Annotated in this window: 12 protein-coding genes; 3 read left to right on the top strand and 9 right to left on the bottom strand. The window is 52.5% G+C overall.

What is annotated here, in order from left to right:
- Window positions 1–629: 629 nt before the first annotated feature.
- The 6 genes from ACR02O_RS01345 to ACR02O_RS01320 form a co-directional block, all read right to left on the bottom strand.
- Window positions 630–1,373 (bottom strand): Lcl C-terminal domain-containing protein, encoded by a 744-nt coding sequence (locus ACR02O_RS01345; protein WP_494522623.1) that lies wholly within the window; start codon window positions 1,371–1,373, stop codon window positions 630–632.
- Window positions 1,374–2,127: 754 nt separating this feature from the next.
- On the bottom strand, window positions 2,128–3,423 hold the full coding sequence (gltA, locus tag ACR02O_RS01340) for a citrate synthase (protein ID WP_033158189.1): 1,296 nt from the start codon (window positions 3,421–3,423) through the stop codon (window positions 2,128–2,130).
- A gap of 347 nt (window positions 3,424–3,770) precedes the next feature.
- On the bottom strand, window positions 3,771–4,877 hold the full coding sequence (locus ACR02O_RS01335) for a HupE/UreJ family protein (RefSeq protein WP_494522622.1): 1,107 nt from the start codon (window positions 4,875–4,877) through the stop codon (window positions 3,771–3,773).
- A gap of 17 nt (window positions 4,878–4,894) precedes the next feature.
- Window positions 4,895–5,563, bottom strand: a complete 669-nt coding sequence (locus ACR02O_RS01330) for a hypothetical protein (RefSeq protein WP_494522621.1) — start codon at window positions 5,561–5,563, stop codon at window positions 4,895–4,897.
- Between the two features lie 27 nt (window positions 5,564–5,590).
- Entirely contained in the window at window positions 5,591–5,968 is a 378-nt protein-coding gene (locus ACR02O_RS01325) for a copper resistance CopC family protein (RefSeq protein WP_494522620.1), read from the bottom strand.
- Between the two features lie 23 nt (window positions 5,969–5,991).
- On the bottom strand, window positions 5,992–7,212 hold the full coding sequence (locus ACR02O_RS01320; protein WP_494522619.1) for an exo-alpha-sialidase: 1,221 nt from the start codon (window positions 7,210–7,212) through the stop codon (window positions 5,992–5,994).
- A gap of 356 nt (window positions 7,213–7,568) precedes the next feature.
- On the opposite strand from ACR02O_RS01320, the gene ACR02O_RS01315 reads away from it, so the two are divergent.
- Window positions 7,569–8,165, top strand: a complete 597-nt coding sequence (locus ACR02O_RS01315; protein WP_458138570.1) for a CHRD domain-containing protein — start codon at window positions 7,569–7,571, stop codon at window positions 8,163–8,165.
- Between the two features lie 156 nt (window positions 8,166–8,321).
- Here ACR02O_RS01315 and ACR02O_RS01310 read toward each other — a convergent pair whose 3' ends face one another.
- From ACR02O_RS01310 to ACR02O_RS01300, 3 genes are all read right to left on the bottom strand, one after another.
- Window positions 8,322–9,734, bottom strand: a complete 1,413-nt coding sequence (locus tag ACR02O_RS01310; RefSeq protein WP_494522618.1) for an ATP-binding protein — start codon at window positions 9,732–9,734, stop codon at window positions 8,322–8,324.
- Complete coding sequence (locus tag ACR02O_RS01305) at window positions 9,734–10,393, bottom strand: response regulator (protein ID WP_033158182.1); 660 nt, start codon at window positions 10,391–10,393, stop codon at window positions 9,734–9,736. The genes ACR02O_RS01310 and ACR02O_RS01305 overlap by 1 nt, the downstream gene beginning before the upstream one ends.
- A 135-nt stretch (window positions 10,394–10,528) precedes the next feature.
- Window positions 10,529–11,761 carry an NADP-dependent isocitrate dehydrogenase gene (locus ACR02O_RS01300; RefSeq protein WP_494522617.1) on the bottom strand — a complete coding sequence of 411 codons (1,233 nt, stop codon included), beginning with the start codon at window positions 11,759–11,761 and terminating at the stop codon, window positions 10,529–10,531.
- Window positions 11,762–11,956: 195 nt separating this feature from the next.
- Between ACR02O_RS01300 and ACR02O_RS01295 the strand changes: the two genes are divergently transcribed.
- Together ACR02O_RS01295 and ubiK are read left to right on the top strand one after the other, a co-directional pair.
- A complete protein-coding gene (locus tag ACR02O_RS01295) occupies window positions 11,957–12,535 on the top strand; it encodes a MarR family winged helix-turn-helix transcriptional regulator (protein WP_458138565.1) in 579 nt (192 codons plus the stop codon).
- 11 nt (window positions 12,536–12,546) lie between these two features.
- Window positions 12,547–12,798, top strand: a complete 252-nt coding sequence (gene ubiK, locus ACR02O_RS01290) for a ubiquinone biosynthesis accessory factor UbiK (RefSeq protein ID WP_033158177.1) — start codon at window positions 12,547–12,549, stop codon at window positions 12,796–12,798.
- Window position 12,799: the final 1 nt, after the last annotated feature.

The following is a 12,799-nucleotide window of genomic DNA, read 5'->3' as shown; positions in this document are numbered from 1 at the left end:
CGCATAACTAACATCTGAACTAAAGTGCGCTGTCCCGACATGCTGTTGAAATGTGTTGAAACAACCTATCTCGAGTAGTTACGTCGACAATGGCGTTCAATATACCCATCCAGGTTTTATTGCTATGCGCCTTCAATGATTACGCTTCGTCCGGTTTGGCATGCGCAGCGCGGTTGATGCGCATATCAGACTGCCTGTTCGGGGCGAAATATAAGCAGATGATTTTGAAGGCTAGGTACAGCGTAAAACATAATGGTTTGATAACCAAGCCATTTTTTTATTTTAATTAAATCTTAATGGTGTGTAAGCTTGTTCTGGTGTCGTTCCTAGACGTTACGGCCAGCAATTTTGTCGGCATCAATGAGCTTTTGGTGGGCATGCCAAGGCGCTTTATCTGTAATGGTGAACCTTTTATGGCTGCCCCGAAGTATCAAATCGGAACTCAATCTATCCAAAGAGCCTGGAATAGGCTTTTACAACAAACGCTTGTGACAGGAAGAGGACTCTTAACGGTATTTAATTTCCTCATCCGACCTTCCCACTTGCGTATTCCGAAAAAAGTTGACGAATACAATACCCCGCCAAAAAACTTGTCTGGGCGCTATCGCCACAGCCCCCAAATGACCGAATTAGGCAGCGTGCCCGTGTCGTTTCAAACTCAGCAATCCCAACAGGCCACTGCCCATCATCCATACCGCACCCGGTATCGGCACGGCGGACACTTGTCCGGGGCTGACCGCCCATGCGTAGAGCGGGACCCACTTATTTTCGATGCCCTGGTAGCCGCTACCGAAGGACCATGCGAACCAAGGAAAGGAGGCATGCTCTGTACCCAACCAGTATGGATAGACTTGTTCGTCGTTAATAAAGTTAACGGTGTTTGGAATGTTGCTGCCCGCAGTACCGCCCAATTCGTTGTAGAACAGTTGACCGAATTGACCGCCGGTTTGGTTATAGTCAGGCTGCGGATTAGCGCCCTCGCCAGGCAAGGCCCATAGCTTGGAGCCAGCGTAGTTGATGGTGTTCAGATAGCTGACAAACGCTTGGGCGCCGTACCAGCTGACTAGGCCGTTGGCACGGAAGTCGGCTGTCGTGAGCGTGTGTGTGCCGCTATTGCTACCCGCTGGAGTGTCATAATAGTTGGGCGTGTCGCTAATCGAGCCTATGGTACTGATGATGATGCTGACCAGACTAGGATTACTAGCTTCCAGGGTGTCCAACAAATTGGCATCGCCGGTCCAGGTGATGTTGCTGACACTGCTGTAAACAAGGCTTTGACCGGCGGAAGTGTAAGGGGTTAAGGTAGCCTCGGCATTGAGGGCGGTTAAGCTGAATAGCAGGCCGGCGGCCAGCACGGGTGGGTTAATACGCATATCCATTCTCCATATCGGTCAGTTTAAAGATTTTGCCAACGGCCTGCCCCTAGGGCTTTGCGTTAGTCTTTTGCCTTGGCGCAGCAGTTAACGCCAAACGCTTGGAACTTTGGAACTTTGGAACTTTGGAACTTTGGAACTGACGAGTTTTCAGCGGCAGCCTCGGTGGGCAAGGTATTTCTATCCGAATTTGCGAAGTGGGTCAAACTATACTAAAGTCCATCTATTTGGGCGAGCATTCCAACATACTCTTTTTCGGAGGGCACTACAAAACTAACGCTGAGAAACCTTGGAAACGAAGCGTTAGCGAGTGAAGGTTGAGTAGTTCCTGGAAGCCGTAGCGCCGGGTGGTTTTTCGACTAGAAAAACTGCAAGGCCTCGCGAAACGGCGTCGAGTCATGCGAGAGCCAAGGCTTTGATCCCCTTGTTAGTTCAAAGCCGAGGTGACGCGGACGGCCAGGGCCGCCGAAGGCAATCACGTGGCGGTGCAGGCGCGATTGTTAGCAAGGGAGGGCTAGCAATCTTTCCCGCCGGAAGCCGACACTCGCCGACTCAAGGTAAGAGGGCAGCTTTGAGCCTTTGATCTTTATCGGTAGAATTGCAGCCAGTCCATGGCTGCAATTGGGCGGTTCGGCGTCACTGGCGGGTTTCGATTGGAATGCTTGGGCAGTTTGAATTTGGAATCGGTGTCCGACGTCACTGGAATACAGCCCCTCCCGTACCCATAAGGAGGGGGATATAACTAATTACCTTATCACCGATTAGAAATCGATTTCACATCCCTAGTCGTCACGCCTTTATACAACTGGCGCGGCCGGCCGATTTTCAATTCGGGATCGGAGATCATTTCGTCCCATTGCGCGATCCAACCCACCGAGCGGGCCAAAGCAAAGATGGCGGTAAACATTTCGGTGGGGATGCCTAGAGCGCGTAGGACGATGCCGGAATAGAAATCCACGTTGGGGTAGAGTTTTTTCTCGACGAAGTACGGGTCTTCCAAGGCAATCCGTTCTAGTTCCATCGCCAGTTTGAACAGACGGTCGTCGTTCAGATTCAATTCGTCCAACACTTCGTGGCAGGTTTGCCGCATCAGTTTGGCGCGCGGGTCGTAGTTTTTGTAAACCCGGTGACCAAAACCCATCAAGCGGAACGGATCGTTTTTATCCTTGGCTCTGGCGACATATTCGCCAATTTTCGACACATCGCCGATTTCTTCCAGCATATTCAACACCGCCTCGTTGGCGCCGCCGTGTGCTGCACCCCACAGGCAAGCTATACCGGCCGCGACGCAAGCGTAAGGATTGGCGCCGCTGGAGCCGGCCAGACGCACGGTGGAGGTGGAAGCATTTTGTTCGTGGTCGGCGTGCAGGATCAGGATTCTATCCAACGCTCTGACCAACACCGGATTGGCCAGATAATCTTCGCCAGGGTCGCCGTGCATCATGCGCATAAAGTTTTCCGCATAGCCCAGTTTGCGTTTGGGATAGATAAACGGCATGCCGATGCTGTATTTGTAGCACATCGCTACCATGGTCGGCATTTTCGCGATCAGGCGGATGGCGGAGATGTACCGGTCTTCCTTGCAGTTGATGTCCATCACTTCGTGATAGAACGCCGACAGTGCGCCGACTACACCCACCAATACCGCCATCGGATGCGCGTCGCGGCGGAAGCCGCTGTAAAATTTGATCAGCTGTTCGTGTACCATCACATGCTGGCTAATGGTAGTGACGAAGCCTTTCATTTCGGAGCCGTTGGGTAAGTCGCCGTTCAGCAGCAGATAACAGACTTCCAGAAAATCGCATTTTTCCGCCAGTTGTTCGATGGGATAGCCCCGATACAACAGTACGCCGGCGTCGCCGTCGATAAAGGTGATTTTTGAAGTACAGCTGGCGGTGGAGGTAAAGCCGGGGTCGTAAGTAAAATGGCCGGTCTGTGCGTATAAAGACCGAATATCGATGACGGACGGACCCATGGTGCCGGGTGTGACCGGTAATTCGATTACGCGGTCTTGGTCTTCCTGTTTTAACGTCACTTTTTTATCAGTCATGTCAAATTCTCCGGAGAGCTAGCTGTTGAGAAGGGGATGGTTTGTATTCTATTGCAAATAGCGAATAAACACAGCTTTAGATCGGGATTGTTTACAATTTAACGAAAAACGAAGGCCTGATTGATGGATTTTGTGTTGCGCTAACCGTCCTAAGGGACTGGGATGGCAAATTTCGAGGATGTGTAGCGCAATGCGAAACTCGTTGCCTGCGCTGTCACAGTTGACGGCGCAGGCGTCTTTGCAGGCGTCAATGGTCTTGGCTATTCAAGACGTCCCGGAATCGCTAAAATTCTGGGGCAACTCGGTGTTTGCCTCTTCTGATGCTAGGCACCCCCCTCAAGGGCGGTTTACAAAACCGTCCGCTCCAACAGCCAATAGGCCCCCATCAAGGCTACCATGGCCGAACAACCTTTCAAGAATTTCTCGGCAAATGCAGGCTTGTTGTTTAGCCACCAGATGATAGGCAACACCACCGATGCCACGGCGATTTGGCCGGTTTCTATGCCTAGGTTAAACGACAGCAAGGGCAATAAGATGCCGGTGTCGCCGCTGGAAATATTCATTTCCCGCAGCACACTGGCAAAGCCAAAGCCGTGAATTAAACCAAAGCCGAAGGTCAACCATTGCCGGCCCTTGGGGTGGTCGCCGCGGATGATGTTTTCCACGGCCACATAAATAATGGTCAACGCAATAACAGGTTCGACGAAGCTGCTGGGTAGCTCAATGATGTTCAGCCCGGCACATGCCAAGGTGATGGAATGGGCGATGGTAAAGAAGGTGACGATCTTGATCGCCGGCCAGAAACTATGCGTTACTGCCAGCAAGGCAAACAGGAATAACAGGTGGTCGTAACCGGTGAGGATGTGCTCGATGCCCAGCTTCACAAAATCGGCAAACGCGGAAAATCGGGAATCGTTTTGCGCCACAGATTGATCGGCAGGAGACAATGCCAATTGCAACTGGTCGTCGGCCCTGCTTAGCATTTTCTCGCTCAGTGTTTTCCCGGCGGCATCGCGCAAGGTGACATACTGTTGATGCCCGTCAGGTAGCCAGGCCAATAACTTGGATTGCACCTGTAACTGTTGGTGCGGCACGGATTGAAAAATAAATTCGACATGAGCATTGTTCTGTTCGTCGTAAACGACAGCCCCCGGCGCCACGGCTTGCACATCAACGCTATCAATATTAACCCGCAACTGCGCAGCCAGCATTTTGGCGATGTCCGGCTTGGCCGCTTCGCGCTCCGCGGCGCTGACTTCCGCATCCAGGTCGCTATCCATCGGCGCAAAGGCTTCGATGTCTTGCAGGGCAAAGGTCAATTTAACGATAACTTGGTCGGATTTGACAGTCACATCGATTGAGCTAAGGCCAGGGGCGTGCGCCGCTGCCCAGCCCGATGGCAGCAGCAAAAAAACCAGCAGCAAGCATTGCCAGCGGGCAAACAACCTAAGCATTTTCCATCCGCTCGTCATTAGGGCTGTTCCCCATTACCATTGATTTGCGCGGCTTTTCTACGTTTGTGCAGGTAAACCAAAAATCCCAGCACCAGCAGCACCAAGGCCACCACGCCACCTATTGCCGCTAGTGGTAAATCGGCGCCATTGGGATCGACACCCACTTCCAGCGCAATGCGGAATTTATCATCGTCTTCCATCGCTTCGCCGATCAACAGGTACAGCACGTAGTCGCCGGTTTTATCCATATCGGCTTGTGCTTCTACCGCGCCTTTCGGATACAGCTTGGACGGGATTTCGGCGACTGTGCGGATTTCGCGCACATCATCCGGCGCTTTCTGGCCGGTTTTTTCCACTTCCACCAATTTAATGCCAATCGGCGTGGCGCGAATATCGCGGTCTATCAAATCGGCAGTGAAAAACATCTTGCCGGCTCTGGGGATTTTCTGACAAAACGGCACAAAAGCGGCTTTGGCGTCCGGAGCTTTATCGTTCTTATCCGGCTGCAAATACGCACTGAAATGCACGGCGTAAAAATCGTTGGCGATGATGCAATCCAGGTCAGGGCGGTTGCCCAGTGCATTGGATTGCTTATTGCTAAATCCGAGTTTGTCGCAACCGCTGAGTAAAACCACGCAGGCCACGAGCCCGGCGATAAAAAAGACGGGAAGTCGCTGAATATTCATAGAAATAAACCGATGGAAGAATGCAGACTAGGGTTTGACGGTAAATTCAAACTTACCGGTGACTATGTGAGTGTCCTCGGAAACCACGCGGTAGCGAATAGTGTAGGTGCCCGGCGCCAGTGTTGGCACGGTGGCGTAGATATTGGCACCATTCGTCAAACTTTGCGCGACATCGTGGTTATCCACCCGCTTGCCGGTGCTGTCGATCACGGCCAGGGCTTTGTATTCGCTGCGGACTGCGTCGTTAAACCACAGATCGATTTGCTTGGGCGATTCGGTGACGGTCTCGTCCTTGGCCGGTTGCGATTTCACCAGAATCGCGTGCGCAAATACTGAGACCGGGTTGAATAACGCGAGCGCCAACAAGCCGGGTTTTATTATTTTTGTTATGTCTAACTTGGGCATGACCACCTCTTAAAGTATAAAAATCATTGTAAAACCGCCGCCGACCATAGCTTGCCGGTGGGCGTTTGCTCTAACCACATTGCCAACAAGCCCGTCGGCGTGGCGACGATACGCGGGAAGGTCGCCGAAGCGCTGGCGGATGATAGCAACTTGCTTGTCGACCAATGCCCGCCATTATCAACGGATTCCGAGACAAACACTTTAGAGCCTTCCGGCCCCAGTGCATCCCACACCGCGACTAAGCGCCCGGCACCGAACGCGATGTCCGCATGAAACGCGCCGGCCTCGCCAAGCCGTTGCGGTGGCGTCCAGCTTTTACCATTATCGGCGGATTGCATATGATACAGCCCGACCTGATTTTCCGCGCCGGTCCATACCAAACTGTGTAAGGAACCGTCGCCGGCCACGCTCAAGCCGCCGCCGTTATGCGGACAGCCGTCGAAAATCCAGTTGAACTCACCTACCGTACTCAAGCGTTGCCAATTGGCGCCGCCATCGGCAGTTTGTGCCAGGGCCATATCCCGCGGTTTCATATCCCGGTACAGCAGATTCAACTTGCCGTCAGGACCCAGCGCCAGGCGGTTCCAGCAACACGAGCAACTGGAATCGTCGATCGTCTGCGCCATCTCCCAGCTTTTGCCGCTGTCGCTGCTGCGCGCATAGCGCACACCTTGGTAACCGTTCTCGTCTCTATCATCCAGCCACACCGCATGAAAACGGCCTTCCGCATCCGCCAATAGTTCGTGGTGCGATTGGTCGGCATCGCTGCCGGTTGGCTTGACACCTTGCTGCCAGGTTTTGCCGGCATCATTCGAATAAATGGTGAATAACGGCCCCATGCCGGGCAATTCGCCGGTAGTTTGCCAGACGATCAACAATTTGTCGCCGGCTGCGGCAATTTGTATATCGTTGCCGATTTTCGCCTCAACGGGCTGGTTAAATTGCGGACTCAAAGCGCTGGGCTGCGACCAATGCAATCCGCCGTCTTCGGAATGCAGATAGCCTATATAAGGTTGCTTACTGCCGGTTGGTGTCGCGACGAAGGCGGCATGCACGGTCTGCCTGTCGACATACACATCGAAACTGACCAAATTTTGTAAACCTAGCGTTTTGGCGTCGATAGGACTGAGAACACTTTGATCTAAAGCCAGCTTCGCCGTAACAAGTTTTTGCTCGCCACAACCAAACGACGCCAAGCTGGTGAGCACGGCAACGCTCAAGTAAATAGCCTTCAAGTTCGGCATGGGTATGACGCCTCTCTGACAAAAAAGGCGATGATTAGATCATATTGGCGCGTAAATCAGAACCGGGAAACACCGGCAACTTCGAGCAATGCAGGAGCCCAATGGATAGCAGCCGCGTCGATCAAATTCCGGCCCGCCGTTTGAAGGCCAAATCGCTCTATCCCGGCATTGCCGCCAGCCCACTTGGTTTAATGGCTAGCCATTGAAAAGCTTAAAAATTGTATGATTGACCGTACCTATTAAAGCAAGTGACAATCCTATCGCCTTGTAGGGGGAAGGTAGCGGGCTAAGATTTTTGGCAGACGTTTTTTGACACAAAATCTTTTAATTTTGCATTGGTATTTAGGGAGATTTACATGAAAAGCATTATGTTGTTACTAGCGTTACTATCGGCATGTTTAACCAGTGTTGGCGTGGCTGCTCACGAACTTAGTTATGCCGTCGTTTTATCCGGGCCAAACGAAGCGCCGCCCAATAGCTCTTTAGGTTTTGGCAGCGGTACTGTCACTTTCGATCTGGACTTGGTCACCATGCGGGTTAATTTTTCTTTCAGTGGGTTGCAGGGCAATACCACCGCCGCTCACATTCATTGCTGCACTTCCGTTGCGGGGGCAGCGACTGCCGGGGTCGCTAGTCAAACGCCAAGCTTTGTTGGATTCCCTTTGGGTGTAACATCCGGCAGCATGGACCAAACATTCGATCTTAGTCTCGCAAGCAGCTATAACGCGACATTCATCACCAATAACGGCGGTACCGTCAGCAGTGCACTGAATGCGCTACTGGTTGGCGCGGAGGCGGGCAAAGCCTATCTCAACATTCATACTTCGGCATTTCCTGGCGGGGAGATTCGCGGGTTTTTGCAACCGGCCGCAGTACCGTTGCCGGCTGCAATTTGGTTATTTGGCAGCGTAGTCGCTGTGTTCTCGTTACGCCGCCGTCGTAGACAAGTTTAAAAGCAAGCGATTTGGCATTAGTTGAAATGTCGGGTTACGCGCTATCGAGCTAACCCGACTTACGAGACCGCAACATAATCTGCTGGCTCTTCAAAACGGCATTCGTTTAACTGCAAACATAGACTTGGACGTCAGTTGATTCGAATAAATTTGCCTCTATTTCACAGGCGCAGAACCGGCCAAATCCATATGTAACCGTGCTTGCAAACCACCCAGCTCCGACTTGGCAAAATCAATATCCGCCGCATGTAAAGCCACAATGCGCTGTACGATGGACAAGCCCAAGCCGCTGCCTTCAACACTATTGGCCGTTTCCACGCAACGGTAAAAGCGCTGCGTGATGCGCTGATAATCGTCGTCGGCAACACCGGGGCCGCTGTCGTCCACAGTCAGCTGCAAGCGCTTGTTTTCGCGGCGGCAAGCTACTTTGATATGCCCTTCAATCGGCGAATATTTGATGGCGTTATCGAGCAAGTTGCGTAACAACACTTGAAATAACTGAGGATTGGCGACGATCACTAGAGCCGGCTCTCCTTGCAATTCAATATCGATACGCTTCTCGCGGGCGGCATGATCCAGATCGGAAATCACCTCTATCAAGGCTTCGTTAACATCAACAGACTGCTTGGCAATCCCGGCCTGCTGATGCTGCACTCGCGACAAGGTCAGCAATTGTTGCACCGTATGCGTCATCCGCGATACCGCTTGCTGGGCTTTTTGCAAAGCCTGATCGCGCATCTGCGTATCGGTGGTTTTTTGCGCCACTTGAATTTGCGTCAACAGACCGGCCAATGGCGTGCGCAGTTCGTGGGAAGCGTCGGAGGTAAAATTGCGCTCGTTTGCAAAAGCTTGTTCCAGCATCGCAAACAAGCTATTGATTTGCGTGACAACAGGCAATACCTCGTCCGGCAGATTATCCACCGACAGCGGTTGCAGAAAGCCGGCTGCCCGGCTGGCCAATTGCTCCTTGACCTGGTTGACCGGCGACAAGGTGCGGCTGACGATCCACCAGATCATTACGCCCAATATCGGCAATGCGATCAAAAAACCAATCACTTGCTGGCCGGCGATGCCTTCCACCAATTCCCGGCGAATATCGTCGCGTTGACCGACATGAATCACATAATTGCCGTTTTCGGTACTCAGGCTAAATACATGCCAAAGCTGACCATCCAGCATGGTTTCGCTGTAGCCGTTTCGCGTCAAGGATAAGGCAAATTCCGGCGCGCTTTCCGAGCGCAACACCAGCCCCTCTTTCACTGAGCGTAATTGAAAGGCAATTTTGCGTTCGTATTTGTGGCCGAGGATGGGCGTGTCGAACAGTTCTGGAGCTTTGTCGCGCTCCCAGAGTTTGGTCAGTGCACGTTGCCGGACCATATTCTCGACAAAGGCGTGTACCACCCGTGCCGATTGAGCTAATTCAGCGTTGAACAGTTCGGTGACTTCGTCGCGGGTTTGTTTGTAACTGAAGTAGGCGGTAACGCCCCAAACCAGCAACAGCGAGGTTAGGAGCGACAGCAGCAGCTGCTTTTTCAGGGAGCGTGGCGCCAGACGAAAATGTTTGGCCATCAGTTCTCGTCGATGATGTAACCGACCCCGCGGATGGTGCGAATCAGATTGCTATCCAGTTTTTTACGCAGATGGTGAATATGCACTTCCACCGCATTGCTTTCCACTTCCGAGCCCCAGGCGTAGAGCGACTCTTCCAGACGAGCCCGGGAAATAACTTGGCCGATATGTCCCATTAGGTAACTCAGCACTTCAAATTCTTTTTGCGCCAGATCAACCGGCTTGCCGTTGAAATACACCTGGTGCGCGGCGGGATCGATGGTAACGCCTTTATGTTCGATCACTGGCAGGCTATGACCATCGTGGCGGCGGGCCAATGCGCGTAAGCGCGCACAAATTTCCGCTAGGTCGAACGGTTTGGTGACAAAGTCGTCGGCGCCATTGTCCAGACCGGCCACCCGTTCGGCGACGCCTTCGCGGGCGGTTAAGACCAAAACCGGGGTGCTGTCCTTGCGGCGGCGCAGGTTCTTCAACACGCTCATTCCGTCCATGCGCGGCAAGTTCAAGTCCAACACCACCAAATCATAGTGGTTCAATTTCAGCGCCTCGTCGGCCTGCGCACCGTCGATTAACCAATCCACCGCATAACCTTCCAGCGTCAAGCCGGCTTTTAAACCATCACCAAGGATGGCGTCATCTTCTACCAATAATAAGCGCATGATGTTTGTGTACCTATGGGCTGAGTGATTAACTTAGCCTGGATTGTAGCAATGATTTCTCAGTGTTCTGTGAGCGAGTAAGCAACTTAAAAGTTCGCTGGGATTGCAACTAAAACCCAGCGAACGGCAAAAGCCTCATGACGCCGAAAGGCTGCGTTCCAGATTGGCTCGCAAGGTCTCCAGAAAATCCTCGGTCGTTAAATAATACGAGTCGTTCAAATCATCGCCGTAAATACACAAGGCCAAATCCTTGGTCATTTGCCCGCCCTCGACGGTATCGACGCAGACCTTTTCCAAGGTTTCGCAGAAGTTGATCAACTCGGCGTTGCCGTCCAGTTTGCCGCGAAACGCCAAACCGCGCGTCCAGGCAAAGATCGAGGCAATCGGATTGGTCGAGGTCTTTTTGCCTTGCTGGTGCATCCGGTAATGGCGGGTGACGGTGCCGTGAGCTGCTTCGGCTTCCATGGTTTTGCCATCTGGCGTGACTAAGGTGGAGGTCATCAAACCCAGTGAACCAAAACCTTGGGCCACCGTGTCGGATTGCACATCGCCATCGTAGTTTTTGCAAGCCCAGACAAAGGCACCGTTCCATTTCAGAGCCGAGGCCACCATGTCGTCGATCAGTTTATGTTCGTAGACAATGCCTTTGGCTTGGTATAAGGCTTTGTATTCCGCTTGGTAGATTTCTTCGAAGATGTCTTTGAAGCGGCCATCGTATTTTTTCAGGATGGTGTTTTTGGTGGAAAGATACAGCGGCCAGCCTCTATCCAGCGCCACGTTAAAGCAACTGCGGGCGAAGCCGGCGATCGATTCGTCGGTGTTGTACATCGCCAACGCGACGCCGTCGCCGTCGAAGTGGTAAACCTCAAAGCTTTGCTCCGGGCCGCCGCCGTCCGGCATGAAGCTGATTTTTAGCTTGCCTTTGCCTTTGGTGACGAAATCGGTGGCTCGGTACTGGTCGCCAAACGCATGCCGGCCGATGCAGATCGGCTGGGTCCAATTCGGCACCAAGCGCGGCACGTTTTTGCAAATGATCGGTTCGCGGAACACGGTGCCGTCCAGGATGTTACGAATCGTGCCGTTTGGTGATTTGTACATTTTTTTCAATCCAAACTCTGCCACCCGCGCTTCGTCCGGGGTGATGGTCGCGCATTTGATGCCAACGCCGTGCTTTTGAATGGCGTGGGCCGCATCGATGGTAACTTGGTCGTCGGTGGCGTCGCGCTGCTCGATGCCTAAATCGTAATAATCGATTTGCAGATCCAGGTAAGGCAGAATCAATTTGTCTTTAATGAAATGCCAGATGATGCGGGCCATTTCATCGCCGTCGATCTCCACCACCGGATTTTTGACGGATATTTTCTTCATAACGGCTCCTCACCTATCGCTAAAAGAGGCCTTCAGTATAGCCTGCCTACCCCTGAAACACGGAATGTTTAACGGCTTGCTCTGCGCTGTCTGCAACATGGATCGACTGTAGCTTTTTTGGGCGACGGTGGCCGGATAGTTGCGTCCGGCAGCCGCCACGCTTGGAATTGGCCGGCCTGTGGTAGAATCGGTCCAATGCATGAACTAGACACATTCAAGCTGATCGAGCGGATCAGCGCCTTGCTACGTTCGGAAGAACGCAAAAAATACGCAGCAATCGGTTTGCAACCGGTACATGGTCAGGTGCTGGAGTATCTGGCCAAGTGCAATAAATACAGCAACACCCATGCCGCGGTGGCTGAGTATCTGGGCTTGACCAAGGGCACGGTGTCCCAGACTATCCAGATTTTGGAACGTAAGCGCTATCTGGATAAAACCACGTCCATTTTGGACGGCCGGGTGGTCCATCTGAGCCTGACAGAGGCCGGCAGGCAGTTGATCGAAGAGTTAAAGCCGCTGGATGTTTTTAAGCAGGCCGAATCCAAAGTCAGCCGCCAGGAGTTCGATACCATAGGCCAGGCGCTGCAAACCACGTTGGGCGTGCTGCAAAAAGTCAATGACTCGAAGAGTTTTGGTTTATGTCGTTCCTGCCATTATTTTTCGGTGGAACAGCATCACTATCAATGCGGCTTAACCGAACAACCCTTGGATCGCGAGGATACTGATAAAATATGTCGTGACCATTTACCCGTTCCCAATTCATTCATAGACTAAGAGTAGCCACCATGTTTGATCCCAAAGCCATAGACAATCTTGCCGAGCGTATCGCCGGCGCCATCCCTCCCGGTTTGACCAATCTGAAAGACGATGTGGAAAAGAACGTCCACGCCTTGCTGCAAAGCGGCCTGTCCAAACTGGATCTGGTCAGCCGCGAAGAATTTGAAGTGCAAAAAGCCGTATTGGCGAAAACTCGCGCCCGTTTGGAAGAACTGGAAAAGCGCGTCGCCGAACTGGAACAACGGATTCCGCAAGCCTAAA

Source organism: Methylomonas sp. PHL2-19, from assembly GCF_059331595.1.
Note: the sequence above shows the minus strand (reverse complement) of the source record. Positions and strands in the feature narration are given on the sequence as shown.